At 65.7% G+C, this 17,015-nt stretch carries 16 protein-coding genes and 1 rRNA gene; 4 read left to right on the top strand and 13 right to left on the bottom strand.

Annotated elements, in window-relative coordinates; translation table 11 throughout:
• The first annotated feature begins 122 nt into the window (after positions 1 to 122).
• The 4 genes from ACX80G_RS14690 to ACX80G_RS14675 are packed head-to-tail and all read left to right on the top strand — an operon-like array spanning position 123 to position 4,424.
• The gene (locus ACX80G_RS14690) at positions 123 to 806 is read left to right on the top strand and encodes a GntR family transcriptional regulator (protein WP_459308533.1); all 684 of its coding nucleotides are present in this window, start codon (positions 123 to 125) and stop codon (positions 804 to 806) included.
• Positions 799 to 2,334: an MmgE/PrpD family protein gene (locus tag ACX80G_RS14685; RefSeq protein ID WP_459308531.1), complete on the top strand. Its 1,536-nt coding sequence runs from the start codon at positions 799 to 801 to the stop codon at positions 2,332 to 2,334. Before ACX80G_RS14690 ends, ACX80G_RS14685 begins: the two co-directional genes overlap by 8 nt.
• Positions 2,335 to 3,288, top strand: a complete 954-nt coding sequence (prpB, locus tag ACX80G_RS14680) for a methylisocitrate lyase (protein ID WP_459308530.1) — start codon at positions 2,335 to 2,337, stop codon at positions 3,286 to 3,288.
• Positions 3,285 to 4,424, top strand: coding sequence for a bifunctional 2-methylcitrate synthase/citrate synthase (locus tag ACX80G_RS14675; RefSeq protein ID WP_459308528.1), 1,140 nt, complete (start codon positions 3,285 to 3,287; stop codon positions 4,422 to 4,424). The genes prpB and ACX80G_RS14675 overlap by 4 nt, the downstream gene beginning before the upstream one ends.
• A 34-nt stretch (positions 4,425 to 4,458) precedes the next feature.
• On the opposite strand, the gene ACX80G_RS14670 is transcribed toward ACX80G_RS14675, so the two are convergent.
• The 13 genes from ACX80G_RS14670 to rrf form a co-directional block, all read right to left on the bottom strand.
• Entirely contained in the window at positions 4,459 to 4,935 is a 477-nt protein-coding gene (locus ACX80G_RS14670; protein WP_459308526.1) for an 8-oxo-dGTP diphosphatase, read from the bottom strand.
• Between the two features lie 142 nt (positions 4,936 to 5,077).
• Positions 5,078 to 6,292 (bottom strand): hypothetical protein, encoded by a 1,215-nt coding sequence (locus ACX80G_RS14665; protein WP_459308525.1) that lies wholly within the window; start codon positions 6,290 to 6,292, stop codon positions 5,078 to 5,080.
• A gap of 1 nt (position 6,293) precedes the next feature.
• A complete protein-coding gene (locus ACX80G_RS14660) occupies positions 6,294 to 6,770 on the bottom strand; it encodes an RNA polymerase sigma factor (protein WP_459308523.1) in 477 nt (158 codons plus the stop codon).
• Between the two features lie 130 nt (positions 6,771 to 6,900).
• Complete coding sequence (xerD, locus tag ACX80G_RS14655) at positions 6,901 to 7,875, bottom strand: site-specific tyrosine recombinase XerD (RefSeq protein WP_459308522.1); 975 nt, start codon at positions 7,873 to 7,875, stop codon at positions 6,901 to 6,903.
• A 2-nt stretch (positions 7,876 to 7,877) separates the two neighbouring features.
• Complete coding sequence (locus tag ACX80G_RS14650; protein WP_459308520.1) at positions 7,878 to 8,582, bottom strand: NUDIX domain-containing protein; 705 nt, start codon at positions 8,580 to 8,582, stop codon at positions 7,878 to 7,880.
• A gap of 2 nt (positions 8,583 to 8,584) precedes the next feature.
• Positions 8,585 to 10,288: a CTP synthase gene (gene pyrG, locus ACX80G_RS14645; RefSeq protein WP_459308518.1), complete on the bottom strand. Its 1,704-nt coding sequence runs from the start codon at positions 10,286 to 10,288 to the stop codon at positions 8,585 to 8,587.
• The gene (gene recN / locus ACX80G_RS14640; RefSeq protein WP_459308517.1) at positions 10,282 to 12,009 is read right to left on the bottom strand and encodes a DNA repair protein RecN; all 1,728 of its coding nucleotides are present in this window, start codon (positions 12,007 to 12,009) and stop codon (positions 10,282 to 10,284) included. The genes pyrG and recN overlap by 7 nt, the downstream gene beginning before the upstream one ends.
• The gene (locus ACX80G_RS14635) at positions 12,006 to 12,932 is read right to left on the bottom strand and encodes an NAD kinase (protein WP_459308516.1); all 927 of its coding nucleotides are present in this window, start codon (positions 12,930 to 12,932) and stop codon (positions 12,006 to 12,008) included. The genes recN and ACX80G_RS14635 overlap by 4 nt, the downstream gene beginning before the upstream one ends.
• Positions 12,929 to 13,801, bottom strand: coding sequence for a TlyA family RNA methyltransferase (locus ACX80G_RS14630; RefSeq protein ID WP_459308514.1), 873 nt, complete (start codon positions 13,799 to 13,801; stop codon positions 12,929 to 12,931). The genes ACX80G_RS14635 and ACX80G_RS14630 overlap by 4 nt, the downstream gene beginning before the upstream one ends.
• On the bottom strand, positions 13,788 to 14,039 hold the full coding sequence (locus tag ACX80G_RS14625) for a hypothetical protein (RefSeq protein WP_459308513.1): 252 nt from the start codon (positions 14,037 to 14,039) through the stop codon (positions 13,788 to 13,790). Before ACX80G_RS14625 ends, ACX80G_RS14630 begins: the two co-directional genes overlap by 14 nt.
• Positions 14,036 to 15,055, bottom strand: coding sequence for an HAD-IIA family hydrolase (locus ACX80G_RS14620; protein WP_459308512.1), 1,020 nt, complete (start codon positions 15,053 to 15,055; stop codon positions 14,036 to 14,038). The genes ACX80G_RS14625 and ACX80G_RS14620 overlap by 4 nt, the downstream gene beginning before the upstream one ends.
• Positions 15,048 to 16,553, bottom strand: coding sequence for a tetratricopeptide repeat protein (locus ACX80G_RS14615; protein ID WP_459308510.1), 1,506 nt, complete (start codon positions 16,551 to 16,553; stop codon positions 15,048 to 15,050). The genes ACX80G_RS14620 and ACX80G_RS14615 overlap by 8 nt, the downstream gene beginning before the upstream one ends.
• Before the next feature lie 191 nt (positions 16,554 to 16,744).
• Positions 16,745 to 16,861 (bottom strand): 5S ribosomal RNA (rrf, locus tag ACX80G_RS14610).
• Positions 16,862 to 17,015 lie beyond the last annotated feature (154 nt).

The raw sequence follows: 17,015 nt of genomic DNA, 5'->3' as shown, positions 1-17,015 counted from the left end.
CTCATGTATACATAAGTCGCAGTAAATTCCCTGATTGGCGACTTTATCTTGCAGATACCGACCTCCCTGTATACATTGGCTTTACAGTGTTTACGTCACAGCCAGCGCCGGCAGGAGGATCCATGAGAGCAAGCGACAGGGCGTACGCCGCCTTGAAGGCCGACATCATCGAATGGCGCCTGGTTCCCGGGACCGTGTTGGGTGAGGTTGAACAGTCTGCGCGACTCGGCGTCTCCCGGACACCCCTGCGCGAGGCACTCGCCCGGCTGGGGGCGGAAGGCCTGACCACCGCACAGGCGGGACGCGGCGTCGTCGTTACCGATATCTCCCTGGAGAAGATGAGCCAGCTCTTCGAGGTACGGCTTGCCCTGGATTGCAAGGCCGCGGAGCTCGCCGCGGCACACCAGGATTTGCCGGTCTTCACCGCACTGGCCGAACGTTTCGAGGCGGCCAGCGACCTCATCGACGGTTCCGACCCCGATCAGCGGGACTACTACGCCCTGGTCTCGGAACTCGATGCTGCCGTCGACGCCGCCGCGAACAACCAGTTCCTCCGCCAGGCCCAGGGCCAGCTACGTGCTCAACTGGTGCGCATCAGGCGCCTGGCCAAAGACAACACTGAGCGGCTGCTGGCGTCGGCGGCCGAACATGCCCAGATCGCACGTTCCATCGCCACCGGCAACGCCGACCTGGCCGCGGCCGCCACCAAGATCCACCTCCACAACAGTCTTGACCATCTGCTGGCGTCCAAACACAGTTTCGACGCCGGTTCCGTCCCACCCCGAAAGGCTCACCTCAATGGTTGAACATCACCTGGTCCGTACCCACCGCAGCGATGAGAACCTCGTCCGCGAGGAGCAGCTCGCCTACCGCCTGGCGCTGGTCGCCGCCGATCCGGTGGAGGTCGACGCCGACGTAGCCGACATGGTGATCAACCGCATCATCGACAACGCCTCGGTCGCCGTTGCCTCGTTCACCCGCGCCCCAGTGGTGGCCGCCCGCGCGCAGGCCACCAGCCACCCGGCGTCCTCGAACGGCGCCGGTGCCACCATTTTCGGGATTCAGGCGAAGACGTCACCCGAGTGGGCTGCCTGGGCCAACGGCGTCGCCGTCCGCGAGCTGGATTACCACGACACGTTCCTGGCCGCCGACTACTCCCACCCCGGCGATAACATCCCACCCATTCTCGCCGTCGCCCAGCACACCGGGCGATCCGGGCGGGACCTGCTGCGGGCGATCGCCACCGGGTACGAAATCCAGGTGGACCTGGTGAAAGCCATCTGCCTCCACAAGCACAAGATCGACCACGTGGCGCACCTCGGCCCGTCCGCGGGCGCCGGGATTGGCACGCTGCTGGACCTCGACGTCGAGACCATCTTCCAGTCCATCGGCCAGGCCCTGCACACCACGACCGCCACCCGCCAGTCACGCAAGGGCGAGATCTCCACCTGGAAGGCTCACGCTCCGGCGTTCGCCGGGAAGATGGCTGTGGAGTCTGCAGACCGGGCGATGCGGGGCCAGACCTCCCCCACCCCGATCTACGAGGGCGAAGATGGATTCATTGCCTGGCTGCTGGACGGCCCGGATGGCAGGTACGACGTACCGTTGCCGGCCGCAGGCGAGTCCAAGCGGGCCATCCTCGACACCTACACCAAGGAACACTCGGCCGAGTACCAGGCCCAGGCCCTGATCGACCTCGCCCGCAAGCTCCACGCGGCCCACCCGGAGGCGGCGGACCCCGAGCAGGTGAAGTCGATCGTCATCCACACCTCGCACCACACCCACAACGTGATCGGGTCCGGCGCGAACGACCCCCAGAAGTACGATCCGACCGCCTCCCGGGAAACCCTCGATCACTCGATCCCCTACATCTTCACCGTGGCACTGCAGGACGGCTCCTGGCATCACGTCGACTCCTACACCCCGGAGCGCGCCGGCCGGACCGACACGGTGGCGCTGTGGCACAAGGTCACCACTCTTGAAGACCCGGAGTGGACCCGGCGCTACCACTCGCTGGACATCAGCGAGAAGGCCTTCGGCGGCCGGGTGGAAATCACCCTCGCCGACGGCACAGTCATCACCGATGAGCTGGCCGTCGCCGACGCGCACCCCCTCGGCGCCCGGCCGTTCGCCCGGGAGCAGTACATCAACAAGCTGCGCACCCTCGCCGCTGGGCAGGACGGCCACCGGATTGTCGACGAGGCAGAGATCGACCGGTTCCTCGCCGTCGTCGAGCGCCTACCCGACCTGGCTGCCGGCGAACTGGACCAGCTCAACCTGGTCGCGGCGCCCGGCGTCATCGACCCCGCCACCGCACCGAAGGGACTGTTCTAAATGTTGTATTCAGCGGTGACCCCCGAGCAGAAGCGCATCGCGTTCCGCGCAGGCCTGGCGTCCGGCCGGATCCAGCAGTTCCCGGGGGCGTTCAATCCCCTGTCGGCGCGGCTGATTGAGGACAAGGGGTTCGACGGCGTCTACATCTCCGGCGCCGTCCTGGCCAATGACCTGGGTCTGCCGGATATTGGCTTGACGACGCTCACCGAGGTGGCCACGCGGGCCGGGCAGATCGCCCGGATGACCGATTTGCCGTCGATTGTCGACGCCGACACCGGCTTCGGCGAACCGATGAACGTGGCGCGGAGCATCCAGGAGCTGGAGAACGCCGGGCTGGCGGGCTGCCACATCGAGGACCAATTCAATCCCAAGCGGTGCGGGCACCTGGATGGCAAGAACGTGGTGGACCTGGACACGGCCACCAAGCGGATCCGCGCGGCGGCTGACGCCCGCCGCGACCCCAACTTCCTGATCATGGCGCGCACCGACATCCGCGGCACGGACAGCCTGCAGGCGGCAATGGATCGTGCCCGGGCACTCGTGGAGGCCGGGGCCGATGCGATCTTCCCCGAGGCCATGCGGGACCTGAGTGAGTTCCAGGCCATCCGCGACGCCGTCGACGTCCCCATCCTGGCCAACATGACCGAGTTCGGGAAGAGCGAGCTGTTCACCCTGGACCAGCTCTCCTCGGTCGGGGTGAACATGGTGATCTATCCCGTCACCCTGCTGCGTAGTGCAATGGGGGCGGCGGAGCGTACGCTGGAATCGATCAAGGCCGACGGCACCCAGCAGGGCGCCGTCGGTGCCATGCAGACCCGGGCCCGTCTCTACGAGCTCGTGGACTATGAGGCGTACAACCGATTCGACACCTCGGTTTTCAATTTTCAGGTGCCCGGTTCGCCGGACCACACGACGCAGCAGGTCACTTCAGCTGGTGAACAGGAGTCCCCATGACAGAACCGCAGATCTATAAAGGGCTAGCCGGAGTCACCGTCGACACCACGGCCATCTCCATGGTCAATTCCGACACCAACTCGCTGCTGTACCGCGGGTACCCGGTGCAGGAGCTGGCCGCCAGGTGCAGCTTCGAAGAGGTCGCGTACCTGCTGTGGCACGGGGAGCTTCCCTCGAAGGACGAGCTGACGGAATTCACCACGTTTGAACGCAGCCACCGTGCGCTGGCCGACAACGTCAAGGCCGCCATCGATCTGCTGTCCACGTCATGCCACCCGATGGACGTTGCCCGCACAGCTGTGTCGGTGCTGGGCGCCAATCACCCGTTGGCCGGCGCTTCTTCGCCTGGAGCCAACCTGGAGAAAGCGAAAGAGCTGTTCGCGGCGTTCCCCGCCGTCGTCGCTTACGATCAGCGTCGTCGTCGTGGTCTGGACATCGTTGCTCCGCGGGACGATCTTGACTACTCGGCGAACTTCCTGTGGATGACGTTCGGCGAGGAGGCGGCGCCCGAGGTTGTTGAGGCGTTCAACGTGTCGATGGTGCTGTACGCGGAGCACTCGTTCAACGCGTCGACCTTTACGGCTCGGGTGATCACGTCAACGTTGGCTGACCTCCACTCGGCGGTTACCGGTGCCATCGGCGCCCTGAAAGGTCCACTGCACGGTGGGGCGAACGAGGCAGTGATGCACACGTTCGAGGAGATCGGTATCCGCACCGACGAGTCCCGAGAGGATGCTGCCGCCCGGGCGAAGGCGTGGATGGAGGATGCCCTCGCCCAGAAGAAGAAGGTGATGGGCTTCGGCCACCGGGTCTACAAGAACGGCGATTCACGGGTACCCACCATGAAGGGCGCGCTGGACGGGATGATCAAGCACTTTGGCCGGCCCGAGCTACTCGGACTGTACAGCGGGCTGGAAACGGCCATGGACGAGGCGAAGAGCATCAAGCCCAACCTTGACTACCCGGCCGGCCCCACCTACCACCTGATGGGGTTCGATACCGAGATGTTCACCCCCCTGTTCATCGCTGCCCGGATCACCGGGTGGACCGCCCACATCATGGAGCAGACCGCGTCCAACTCCCTGATCCGCCCGCTCAGCGCCTACAACGGTCCAGAGCAGCGTCAGGTCCCCTAAGTGCTTGAATCGAGACAGGCTCGATCCATAGGGGTCAGGCAAAGACGACGCTGAGGACCGTCTCGTTGTCGGAATTGAGGGTGACGAGAACATCCAGGGGGGTTCCGTCGATCACCGACCCGAGCCAGTGCCGCGCGTCGTCCCACATGCCGACCCACGGCAGGTTATCCACCGGGTACCAGGCGGGGTCCACCTCGGCCGTCGGCTGCGGGGTCCCGGTCCACTCGACGGCGGTAAAGATTGCCGCGTCCATGTCAGCGGCCGGTTGCGACGGGAACCTCCAGCGGATCCTTCCGAGGCGGGTCAGCTGGGATTCGACGACGACGACGCCGGATTCCTCCGCAACTTCGCGCGCCGCTGCCTGGACCTCGGTTTCGCCGGGTTCGACTCCCCCGCCGAGGGTGACGATCCTCCCGGCACCGAACCCCGTCTTCTTCAGCCCGAGCAGCACTTCGCTTCCCGATTCCGTTTCACGGAACAGGAAGCACAGTGCAACAGGGCGGGGTTTCATGAGGCCCAAGTGTAGCCTCCGAAACCCCGCCGAATCGTGAGCTCTGGCGACTCAGGGACGTCCTAAGTCGCCAGAGCTCGCTTCTCAGCGAGTAGGGCGAGAGGCTGCGGTGGGCTGTAGGGGCAGGGGTGGGGGCAAGGGGCTAGTCTCTGATGGCTATCGAGTCGGCGATGACTGCGAGGGCGTCGAACTCGGCCGACCCGGCATACTCTTCAGCCTCCGCCAGGGATGCGAACTCCCTACCTACCTCGTACGGTGAGAGCTGGAACTTGTTCGTCAAGGAGAGCAACCCGACCTCAGCATTCGAGATGACGTTATAGAGCATGCAGGCCGTACCCGAGGTCGGGTCGTCGACCAACACCAGTGCGCTGGTCCCGACGAATCGTTCCCCAGTAAAAACCCTGAGCACAAACCTCGCGTCGACTGGCCCAGCGGGCGCATCGATGGAGACCGGGATCGAACGGACCTCCTGCCAGGGCACCGCAGTTTCGAGGCAGGCTCCGCCGATACCGCCCTCCACTGAACGCTGTAGGTTGGACACCACTTCCCCGCTGGGGCTCAGAATGTCCAGCCCTTGCGCGGCTTCGACGATCTTCCAGTCGGCGGGCACCTCCACTGACAACCCCATGTCAGCGGCCGGATACGGCTCACGGGTGGGGTCTGGGGAGGGGACGTCCAACGGCGACGGCGGAACCTGCGACACGGTCCACTGGCTATCCGGCTCGCAGGTCTCGGGTGCGAAGAACGATGTTGGGTTCTCCACGGGACCCGGGACGATACTTCCCCCGCCCCCAACGGAAATCTCCTGCCCAAGCTCGTAATCGGTCCCGAAGAAGGACAACACACCATCGGACCAGCTCACCGCGGTGTCCGGAAAATAGGCCAAGACCCGAGTGGTATCAGAAGCTTCGATGTACAGGCAGCCGTCCTCGAGGACCAGCGTTCCGGTCAGCAACGCCGCATCCCCGCCCTCACCGAAGGGGGTGTAGGTTGCGAGCGGCGATCCGGCCGCCACCGGCGTCGTGGGCGTGGGCACGGTCGTCGTGGGTGTAGGCTCGCTCGACGGCGTGGTCGAACCGGTCGCCACAGGATCCGGTTCGTCGGCCGGGAGGGGGGAGGTGGCGCCGAAGTTTCCGCCGATGACGACGCCGGTCGCGACTGCCGCGGCGGCAGCGGTGACTGCGGCGGTTACCGCCCACCGGCGTCGACGATTCAGGGGCACCACCGTCGAGCCCGGCTCTCCCTGATCGTCACTAAAGATCGGGGACTCCGGTTCCCGCTCGTGGTCGGCGCCCCTGAACAACGTCTCGGTCCGGAACGGGTCAATTCCTCGAATAAGTCGTTCGATAGGATCCATCTCAGTTATCTCCCTCAGTCAGCAACACGGGGGGTATGGTTTTCGCGAAGGCTTTGCGGGCACGGTGCAGCCGTACTTTCGCGGCTGGCTGGCTACAGCCCAGGACTTGGGCGATGTCGGCGATTGTCAGGTCATCCCAGTAGGCAAGCAACAGCACCTCCCGGTCGGATTCCCTCAGCAGAAGCAGACCGGCGGCGACCGCTTCCTGCTGACCCTCCGGGTTTCCGGTCCGGGCCGACACCCTGGCCGATTCGTGCAGGCGTTCCATCAGGAGCCCCGCACGCTCACGCCGCCGATATTCGTTGCCCACCACATTGCGGGCAACCGCCAAAAGCCAGGCCACCGTCAGGTCTACGGCTTCCGGATTTCGTTCCCAGGCAATCCTGAACACGTCATTGGTCAGCTCGTCCGCTGCTTCGCGGCTACTCACGCGGCGGTGGATAAAGTTGAAAACTCGAGGCCGGAGCTTGTGGTCCACCACGGCGAATCGTTGATCGCGCTGTCCTCGGTACACATCTACCCCCTCCGAATAAGTGACCTACCTCTACCTGGTTAGTTTCCGGATAGGCAGAAAAGGTTACGCTCGCACACCGCCGAAGGCGGGAGGATTAGAGTGCGCGTGGATGCGCAGCAGCATATACCTCGCGGAGAGTATCAGCAGTGACCAGCGTGTACACCTGGGTGGTGGTCACCGAAGCGTGCCCCAGCAGCTCCTGCACTACGCGAACGTCGGCGCCGCCTTCCAGCAGGTGCGTGGCGAACGAGTGACGCAGGGTGTGCGGAGACACTTCACGGGTGACCCCTGCCTTCTCGGCCGCCGACTTCAGGATGGTCCACGCGCTCTGCCGGCTCAGCCGCCCGCCGCGCAGGTTGAGGAACAGTGCGGAGTTACCCCTCCCGGTCGCCGCGAGGGCGGGCCGCGCCCGGATGAGGTACGAGTCGATGGCCTTCGCCGCGTACGAGCCCAACGGCACCATCCGCTCCTTGGAGCCCTTGCCGAACAGCCGGACGACGGCGGGCCCGTCCAGCGCTGCATCCACCGAGACGTCGTCGACGTCGAGCCCCACCGCTTCACTGATCCGCGAACCGGTGGAGTACAGAAACTCAAGCAGCGCGCGGTCCCGCTGGCCAGCGAAGGTATCGGTGTTCACCGCCTCCAGGATGCGGGTCACCTCATCCACCGAGATGGCTTTGGGCAGACGTTTCCCGGCGATCGGCGGGTGCACATCGTGCGCCGGGTCTGCCGTGCAAATGCCCTCCAGCGCCCAGAACCGGTGCAGGCCGCGCACGGCGACGACGGTGCGCGCCGCGGAGCGCGGGCTCAACGGGGCGAGGCCATCCGATCCGGTGGAGAGGGCCTGCGCGAAGGCCGAAATGTCGTGGCGGGTAATCCGTTGCACCTCGGTGACTGACCGGGTGGCGAGGAACCGGTGATACCGCAGCAGGTCCCGCCGGTACGCGGCAAGGGTGTTGATCGACAGCCCGCGTTCCACAGCCATGTGCTGAAGATATTCGCTCATGAGCCGTCCGGGGACGGTCTCCCGCAGCTCGTCAGCTACGGTCCGCGTTGCAGGGGCCGTCATGGTCAGCTCTTCAGGACCGGTCCGTTGGGCCAGGTGTGGTGCTGGCTGGCGTGTTCGGGCCAGGGTTCGTCGGCCGGCCGCAACAGGTCATACCCTGTGCCGCGCGCAGCCGATGCCGCGAGGATGGCAGCGACCGCTGAGGGGCTGTGGATCCGGCCGGCCAGGACGGCCGCGACGGCGTCGTCCAGATCAACCCATGCCAGCTCGATCTCGGCTTCCTCATGGGTGCGTTCGTGGCGTTCGTCCGGGTGGATTTCCGCTACGCCCCGCGCCAGATAGATGCGCAGCGCCTCACTGGATGACCCGGGCGACAGGAACAGGTCGGTGAGGACATTCCACCGTTCGGCCGTCAGATCGGCTTCCTCGGCCAGCTCCCGTGCGGCGGCGACGACGAAGTCCTCGTCCGGGACATCCAACAAACCGGCCGGAATTTCCCACAGCGTCATCCGCACCGGGTGCCGGTACTGGTTGATCAGCAGCACCTGCCCGGCGTCGTTCATCGCGAGGATCGCTACGGCTCCGGGGTGCTCGATGTAATCGCGTACCAGCGGCTCGCCGTCGACGTCGTCGGTGAGCGAGAAGGTATCGCTGACGACGTTCCAGATCCTGCCCTGATAGACCACTGTCGAGTCCAGCAGCCTGCGGGGGCTCTGCTGGTCGCCCAGCGGCTGGGCCGACGGATCACCCATGTTCAGGCTTCGACTCATGCTCAGGCCTTGACTCCACGGCGGAGCAGCGCTGCCTTGACCAGTCCCGCGAACAGCGGATGCGGCCGGGTGGGGCGCGAGCTCAGTTCGGGGTGCGCTTGGGTGGAGACGTAGTACGGGTGGACTTCCTTCGGAAGTTCGACGAACTCGACCAGTTTGCCGTCCGGTGACGTTCCGGAGAACACCATCCCGGCAGCAGCGATCTGATCGCGGAAGTCGTTATTGACCTCATAGCGGTGGCGGTGTCGTTCGCTGACGGTGGTCTTGCCGTAGGTGCGGGCGATGACCGAGCCTTCGTCGAGCTTCGCTTCCCAGAGGCCGAGGCGCATGGTGCCGCCCATGTCGCCGTCGCCGTCGACAATATGCAACTGCTCGGCCATGGTCGCGATGACCGGGTACTGGGTGTCGGGGTCGAACTCGCTCGATGATGCGCCCTCAAGGCCCACCACGTTGCGGGCGTACTCGATGACCATGCACTGCAGCCCGAGGCAGAGTCCCAGCGTGGGGACCGAGTTTTCGCGGGCGTACCTGAGTGCGCCCAATTTGCCTTCGAGGCCGCGGATACCGAAGCCACCCGGCACGCAGATCGCGTCGGCGCCGTCGAGGGCTTTCGCTGCTCCTTCGGGGGTGGCGCACTCGTCCGAGGGCACCCAACGAATGATCACCTTGGACTTGTTGGCGAACCCGCCGGCACGCAGCGCCTCGGTCACCGACAGGTACGCGTCCGGCAGGTCAATGTACTTGCCGACCAGGGCAATTTCGACCGTGTGCTTGGGGTGGTGGACAGCGTCGAGGAGCTTGTTCCATTTGGTCCAGTTGACGTCCTTGAACTTCAGGTCAAGAGATTGCACGATGTACGCGTCGAGGCCCTGGGCGTGGAGGGTCTTCGGGATGTCGTAGATGCTCGCTGCGTCGGCGGCGTTCACGACGGCGTCGACGTCGACGTCGCACATGCGGCCGATCTTTTCCCGCATGGCGTCGGGAATCTCACGGTCGGACCGGATGACGATGGCGTCCGGCTGGATACCGATGGACCGGAGCATTGCCACCGAGTGCTGGGTCGGCTTGGTCTTCAGTTCCTGGGAGGGGCCGATGTACGGGACCAGGGAGACGTGCAGGAAGAAGACATTGTTACGGCCAATGTCCTGCCGGACCTGGCGGGCTGCCTCAAGGAACGGCTGCGATTCGATGTCACCGACGGTACCGCCGATCTCAGTGATGATGACGTCGGGTGCCTTCTTGGCGTCGACCGGCTCGGAGGGCAGCCGCATCCGACGCTTGATTTCGTCGGTGATGTGCGGGATGACCTGGACGGTGTCGCCGAGGTACTCGCCGCGGCGTTCCTTGGCGATAACCGTCGAGTAGATCTGGCCGGTGGTGACATTCGCCGAACCGTCAAGGCTTTCGTCGAGGAAGCGCTCGTAGTGGCCGATGTCGAGGTCCGTTTCAGCACCGTCGTCGGTCACGAAAACCTCGCCGTGCTGGAACGGATTCATGGTGCCCGGGTCCACGTTGAGGTACGGGTCAAGCTTCTGCATCGTGACTGACAAGCCACGCGCACGAAGCAGATGGCCGAGGCTGGAGGCGGTTAGGCCCTTGCCGAGGGAGGAGGCCACACCGCCCGTCACGAAGACGTGCTTGGTAGTCTTTGCGGACTTCTGGAACCGGGAATTTGTTGATTGCACCACGGAGTTTGAGCCTAGCACTTCGACACAGTCCGCGCTGCGTCTGCGAGCAGTTCCTCAGCGTGTGCTTGCGCGGTCGCCGATTCTTCCTGGCCGGCCAGCATGCGCGCCAACTCCCGCACCCGCTCGGGTTCGGGGAGGACTTCGACGTCGCTGGCCGTCACGCCGTCGCCCGCCGCCGTGGCTGAGGAGTTTTTTGTCACACGGATGTGTTGGGAGGCAAACGCCGCCACCTGGGGCAGATGGGTCACCACAACGACCTGGACGTGTTCGGCCAGCATGGCCAGCCGGCGGCCAATCTCCACAGCCGCCTTGCCGCCCACTCCGGCGTCCACCTCATCAAACACGAAAGTCGGTACCGGGTCGACGGCGGCCAGCACTACCTCGATGGCGAGCATCACCCGGGAAAGTTCACCGCCCGATGCTCCCTTGCCCAGCGGTCGGGCAGCGGAGCCGGGGTGCGGTTGCAGGAGGAAGCCGATGATGTCGGCGCCAAACAGGGTCCGCTCCCCCGGCGTCACGTCGATGACCAGGCTGGCGGCTGCCATGGCGAGGGCGGAGAGTTCCTTGGTGACCCGTTCCGCGAGGGTGGTGGCGGCGCTGGTGCGCATGGCGGTGAGCTCTGCCGCCTGGTCGGCAACCGTGTCCTCGAGCGCGGCAATCTCCTTACTGAGCGCATCAACCCTGGACGAGTCGTCACCCAGTTCGCCGAGCCGAGTCTGCCCTGCCTCGGCCCATTCCAGCACCTCGTCAATGCTGGGCGCGTATTTGCGGACCAGGACGGCCAGTTCTGCCCGTCTGGATTCGACCTCGGTCAACCGGCCCGGTCCGTCGCTATCGAGGGAGGCGCTGTAACCGGAGAGTTCGGCTGAAATGTCGGTAAGAATGTATCCCACCTCGGCGAGTCGTCCTGCCAGCGCGGCGAGGGCTGGATCGTGGTCCCCCGCCGACTCCAGCTGGCGTTTAGCGGCATCAACGAGCACTGTGGCGTCCTGGTCATCGGCAAACTCACCTGAGACCAGCGCCTGCTGGGCTTTGAACGCCGCGATGCGAAGTTCCTCGACGTGGCCTAACCGGATGGACTCGGCTTTCAGCGTGTCATCCTCGCCGGGCTGGGGTGCCGCGGCGTCGATTTCCTCGAGGGCGGCCTGCAGCGATTCGGCTTCGCGGAGCCTTTCCCTGGAATCGGTGCGCAACTGCTCCAGCTCGGTGGTTGCTTCCTGCAGACGGCGATAACTCAGCTGGTAGTCGCCCAGCACCACGGACAGGTCGGCTCCGGCGAACTTGTCGAGCGCTTCGCGCTGGGCGGTGGTGGTCTTGAGCCGCAACTGGTCCGACTGCCCGTGGACGACCACCAGCGCGGATCCCAGCTCAGCGAGCACCCCTGCGGGGGCTGACCGGCCGCCGACGTAGGCACGGCTCCGCCCCTCGCTGTTGACCGTGCGCGCGACGATCAGTTCGGCCGAGCCCTCTGCCTCGTCAAGCTCCCCGCCGGCTTCCGCGGCGCGCAGTGCCGCAGTGCTGTGCGGCGCGATCCGCAGAACCGCTTCGGCGGAGGCAGCCTTCGCGCCCAGGCGCACCGCGCCGGCGTCGGCCCGGGCTCCGAGCAGCAGGCCCAGGGCGGTAATTACCATGGTTTTACCGGCACCGGTTTCGCCCGTCACCACGGTGAACCCTCCACCCAGATGGAGGGTGGCATCGGTGATAACGCCGAGGTCGCGGATGCGGATTTCTTCGATCACTGGCCAGTGCCTCCTGCATGGCTCGTGGGGCCACGCCAGCCCTGGGTGGGCAACGAGAATTTCTTCACCAGGCGCTCCGAGAAGGGCGTCAGTTGGGTGCGGGCCAACCGGACCGGGGTGCCAGCGCGACGCACCTCCACCCGTGCTCCGGGCGGCAGATCCACGGTGCGTCGTCCGTCGCACCAGAGGACGCCCGCCGCATCGGTGCGGGTCAGGATTTCCACGGCGAGCACCGACGTCGGTGCGATCACGAGCGGTTTGGTGAATAGGGCATGTGCACTGATCGGTGCCATCAGGAGCGCCTCCACTTCGGGCCACACCACCGGGCCACCCGAGGAAAACGCGTAGGCGGTCGACCCGGTGGGGGTGGCCATCACCACCCCGTCGCAGCCGAAGGAGCTCAGGGGGCGGCCATCAACCTCCATCACCACCTCGATCATGCGTTCGCGGCTTGCCTTTTCCACTGCTGCCTCGTTCAGGGCCCAGGTCTGGGCGACCAGGACATCGCCCTGCCACACCTGGACGTCAATGGTCATGCGCTCCTCAACCGTGTAATCCCTGTCCACGACGCGGCGCACCGTTTCGGTGAGGTCCGCCCGCTCACTCTCGGCGAGGAACCCCACGTGGCCCAGGTTGACGCCGAGCAGCGGGACCTCCGAGCCGCGCACCAGTTCCGCGGCGCGCAGGATGGTTCCGTCACCGCCGAGCACCATGCCCAGTTCCACCTCGTCGAGGGCGACGTCGACGCCGAGGGTCTCGGTGGGAGCGGTCAGCACCCCGTACTCGTCCTGGATGTCCTTAAGTTCCTCTGCCCTCATCACGGGGATCAGCCCTGACTGGTGTACCTGGGTGCAGGCTTCCTGGGCAGCCGCCATCGCATCGTGCCGCCCGGTGTGGGCGAGAACCAGTATCCGTCGTGTCATAGAAGCTCCGTCGTATCCAGTGCGCCGTCTGGCGTGCCGGTAACTAGCCGGGCATCGGTGAAAGCAGGGCTGGAGTCCAGCACCCGCCGGGTCATGCGATCAAGCTCCTCTTCGATCCTAGGCACCATCGGGCCCGTCGGCACGGTTATCCACACAAAGAACTCAACATTTCCGTCCTGGCCCGGCAGCGGGCTGCGGATCAACCCCGCCACGCCCAGACCGTGTCCCAGGGTATGGCGGACCACCAACCCGACGGCCCGATGCCGTTCCTCTTCCGTTGCCACTACCCCGCTGGAGTTCAGTTTCCCTTTGCCCACCTCGAACTGCGGTTTGATGAGTAGGACCATGTCGCCGCCGGGTTCAGTGGCCTGGGCGAGCGGCAGCAACACCAGGGTGAGGGAAATGAAGGACAGGTCCGCGACCGTCAGGTCCACCCGCCCACCGATATTCTTAGCCTCCAGTTGACGCACGTTAAGGCCTTCGACGACGCCGACCCTCGGGTCCTTGCGCAGCTGGTCAACAAGTTGTCCATGTCCGACGTCGACAGCAGCCACGTGCGACGCCCCAGCCCTGAGTAACACTTCGGTGAAGCCGCCGGTGGACGCACCGGCGTCGAGACACCGTCGGCCGTTGACGTTGATGGCGGCAAAGGCCCGCAGCGCACCGTCGAGCTTCACACCGGCACGACTGACGAAGTCGGGGACCCCGCCGTCGTCGACTGTCAGTTCGTCTACCTCCGCCACTTTGGTAGCTGCCTTCGCCTGGACGACGCCAGCGCGGCGCACCCTGCCGGCGGCGATGAGCTGGGCGGCCTGGGACCGGGAGCGCGCGAGTCCGCGCGCTACCAGTGCCTGGTCAAGACGCGTCATGGTCCGCGGACGGGTCGGCGTTGAGCTCGGCGAGCAGTCCGTCGTGGAGCCCTGTGTAGAGCGCGTTGTGTTCATCAGTTGCCACAGCGGGGATGTCAGCCAGACTCGCGGTCAGCCCATCGACGCTGGGGTCCCCGGAGATGTCCACCCCTGATGGGAAGACCGGGGCGTCGTCGTCAGTCGCCTGCTCACCAACGATTTCCTCGGATGACGATTCGCCCGGGTGGTCACTGGTCATTGGCGGCCTACCGGGTCGTCTACGACCGGGCCACCCTCGGACTTCAGGGTGGGCAGTGCAGCGGTCTCCGTGTCAGGGTGGGCGCTCCACCAGGCGCTGCACGCGGCACGCCAGGTGTCGAGGCTCTCGGTGTCGCCGGTCAGGTGGACGGTACCGTCGTCGACTGTTGCCGACGACGAACCGCACCAGTACACGCCGTCGCTATGGGTGATATCCGGGTACGGCTCGGACAGCCCCTCAAGACTGGCCAGGAGGAACGTCGGACGTTGATCGGCGACTGCTGCAAGCGCTGTTCGCACGGTGTCGACACCGGTCAGCACCAAAGCGGTATCCATGCGCGCACGGTTTCCGCCGAGGATGTCGGTGTCGAGCCGGTCTCCCACCACCAGGGGTCGTGAGACGCCGAGGTGTTTCACTGCTGTGGTGAAGAGCGGCGTTTCGGGTTTACCGGCGACGGCGGGGGTGCTGCCGGTGGCGGCGCTGACTGCATTGACGAGCGACCCGTTCCCGGGGGCGATTCCGCGGAGCTGCGGAATGGAGAGGTCGGTGTTGGTTGCTACCCACACCGCGCCGCCAGCGACTGCGTAGGCGGCCTCCGCAAGATCCTTCCAGCCCAGGCCAGGGTCGAAGCCCTGGATCACTGCTGCCGGGATGGGGTCGGCCGAGGTGACCGGAACCAGTCCCTGGGCTTTGACCTGGTCGATCAGGGTCTGGCTACCCGTGACCAGGACCGTCGAGCCGGCAGGCACCAGTGAGGCCAGGAGCTCTGCCCCGGCGAACGCCGACCCGAAGACCTGGGCGGCCGTTGCCGGAGCGCCCAACTTGCGGAGGTGTGCTGCGACCTGTTCGGCCGACCGGGACGCGTTGTTGGTGATGTACGCCAGGGCAACCTTGATGCCGGCCAGACGTTCCAGGGACTCCACCGCACCAGGGATGGCGTTGGGTCCTGCGTAGACCACGCCATCCAGGTCTGCCAGCAGCGCATCGTAGGACGAGATCAGGGAAACCTCAGTCATGGTGCCTTTCGGTGTCCACCCTGTCCGCTGTGTCACTGGAAGGAGCTGTGTCATCGGAGGGTGCAGCGTCGGAGGGTGCAGCGTCGGTTTCCACCGACTCATGGAGTTCGGAGGGGACCGGTTCAGCTGGCTCTCCGCGGGTGCGGACAGGAGCGGGACGGTTCAACGAACGCCAGGTGACCGGCGCACGGGGGGATCCCTCGGTTGGCTCCCCGTCGGGGCGGACTGCCGCATCCTCCGGTTCCTGGGCGGCCGCAGCTTCCGCCGCTTCCTGCCCGGCTGATTTCACGTGGATCGGGCGATCGTCGTCAGCCTCGGCACCGTCGTCGTCGGTATTCTCCTCGTCAATCCCTGAGTCACGCTCGGTCACGGAGGTACTGCCGGGGCTGCTTGTCGGGGCGGAGGCCACCCGTCGGCGGGCGGCCGACGCGTCAGGGACTTCCTCATCGTCACCGGCGAGGTCCAGGATGTCGGGCTCAGCGAAGTCGCCGAGACCAAGGGCACTGTCAGCCATGACGGCCTGACGGCGCCACTGCTCGGCCTCAGCGCTGCGACCGACAGCGGCCAGGGCCTCGGCGTAGGTGCGGAAGAGCCGCGGGCTGTAGCTGAACGCACGGTTGCGGTCCAGTTGGCTGATTTCGAGGGCTGCAACGGCTGCGTCGTGCTGGCCCAGGTCCGAGCGTGCGCCCGAGACCACCATCGCGAGTTCCACCTTGCCTGCCGAGCTCAATCCTTCTGCCTCTTCAGACTGTGCCAGGTCCAGTGCCCGATCCGGACGTCCGAGCCCACGTTCACAGTCGGCCATCACCGGTAGATGATCATTGGATCCGCTGATCCGGCGGTAGGTGCGGAACTCCCTGAGCGCCTCACCATAGTGCCCCGCCGCGTAGGCCGTCAGGCCCACTGCCTCGCGGACGACGGCGAGACGGCCCCCGCGGCGGCTGGCAGCCAGAGCATGCTGGAACGCCAGTTCAGGCTCGTCGTCGAGGAGGCGTCCGGCCATCACGAGGTGGCGCGCCACCCACTCGGCGCTTTTTTCCTCAAGGTTACGGATCTGCGCGCGGGTGACCCGGTCCAGCTCTGCGCCAGTGACGTCTTCATCGATGTCCGGTGACCGTTCGCGGTCGGGCCGGTTGGCGCTGCGGAGATCCCGGGCGTTGAAGGAGCGTTTTCCACTTTCGGTCCGCTCGGACCCGCCACGGTTTTCGTCACGTGGACCTCCGCCCCGGCTTTGGCCCCCAGCGGATCCACGACCGGCAGAGGAACCGCCCGCAATCCGCCCGCCAGTCGACGACCCACCACGCTGGCCGTCACGCCCAGTCGACGACCCACCGCCGCCCGGGCGTCCGCCACGGTGGCCGGCCGACCGATCGTCGCGGGAAGCCGAGCCTCGGGGGGAGTCGCTCTGCCTGTCAAAGGACCGGCCGCCCTGGGTGCCTGTTCGATCGGGTCGTCGTTCTCCCCGGTCCGCTCCTTGGTTGCGGTCTTGATCGGCCATGGCTGCGCGGTTCCTCTCATTACAAACGGTCCAGCAGTGAATGCAGTACCCGCTCGGTTTCTCTATGAATCTATAAGGACGGCATCCTTCGCCGCCCTATCCATTGTAGGGCCTGCGTCGAACAGACCGGTGTGGGGTGGTGGTTAAGTGCGAAAGGCCCCACTGTGGGTGGGGCCTTTCGTTTAATGGTTGTCCGGCGGTGTCCTACTCTCCCACACTCTCTCGGGTGCAGTACCATCGGCGCTGTGGGTCTTAGCTTCCGGGTTCGGAATGGGACCGGGCGTTTCCCCCACGCTGTGACCGCCGTAACCTTTTTACCCGTTCCGCCCAACACGTGTTTGGGGGTGGGAAGTGTGTGGTTACAACTTGAACAGATTTGTTTCCTGTATTTTGTTGTGTTTTGTTGTGTTTGGTTCCGTGTTGTTGGTTGGGAACCGCATAGTGGACGAGGGCAGCATATCT

The organism is Arthrobacter glycogeni (assembly GCF_054510815.1).
The sequence above is the reverse complement of the archived record's forward strand: the minus strand, read 5'-3'. Positions and strand labels throughout refer to the sequence as shown.

Excerpts from the sequence above, each read along its gene's own strand:
- xerD (WP_459308522.1), bottom strand. The coding sequence starts at position 7,875 with ATGACGGCCCCTGCAACGCGGACCGTAGCTGACGAGCTGCGGGAGACC.
- ACX80G_RS14630 (WP_459308514.1), bottom strand. The coding sequence starts at position 13,801 with ATGACGCGTCTTGACCAGGCACTGGTAGCGCGCGGACTCGCGCGCTCC.
- ACX80G_RS14620 (WP_459308512.1), bottom strand. The coding sequence starts at position 15,055 with ATGACTGAGGTTTCCCTGATCTCGTCCTACGATGCGCTGCTGGCAGAC.
- ACX80G_RS14665 (WP_459308525.1), bottom strand. The coding sequence starts at position 6,292 with ATGGATCCTATCGAACGACTTATTCGAGGAATTGACCCGTTCCGGACC.
- ACX80G_RS14690 (WP_459308533.1), top strand. The coding sequence starts at position 123 with ATGAGAGCAAGCGACAGGGCGTACGCCGCCTTGAAGGCCGACATCATC.
- prpB (WP_459308530.1), top strand. The coding sequence starts at position 2,335 with ATGTTGTATTCAGCGGTGACCCCCGAGCAGAAGCGCATCGCGTTCCGC.
- ACX80G_RS14650 (WP_459308520.1), bottom strand. The coding sequence starts at position 8,582 with ATGAGTCGAAGCCTGAACATGGGTGATCCGTCGGCCCAGCCGCTGGGC.
- ACX80G_RS14635 (WP_459308516.1), bottom strand. The coding sequence starts at position 12,932 with ATGACACGACGGATACTGGTTCTCGCCCACACCGGGCGGCACGATGCG.
- ACX80G_RS14685 (WP_459308531.1), top strand. The coding sequence starts at position 799 with ATGGTTGAACATCACCTGGTCCGTACCCACCGCAGCGATGAGAACCTC.
- ACX80G_RS14675 (WP_459308528.1), top strand. The coding sequence starts at position 3,285 with ATGACAGAACCGCAGATCTATAAAGGGCTAGCCGGAGTCACCGTCGAC.
- ACX80G_RS14615 (WP_459308510.1), bottom strand. The coding sequence starts at position 16,553 with ATGGCCGATCAAGACCGCAACCAAGGAGCGGACCGGGGAGAACGACGA.
- ACX80G_RS14625 (WP_459308513.1), bottom strand. The coding sequence starts at position 14,039 with ATGACCAGTGACCACCCGGGCGAATCGTCATCCGAGGAAATCGTTGGT.
- ACX80G_RS14670 (WP_459308526.1), bottom strand. The coding sequence starts at position 4,935 with ATGAAACCCCGCCCTGTTGCACTGTGCTTCCTGTTCCGTGAAACGGAA.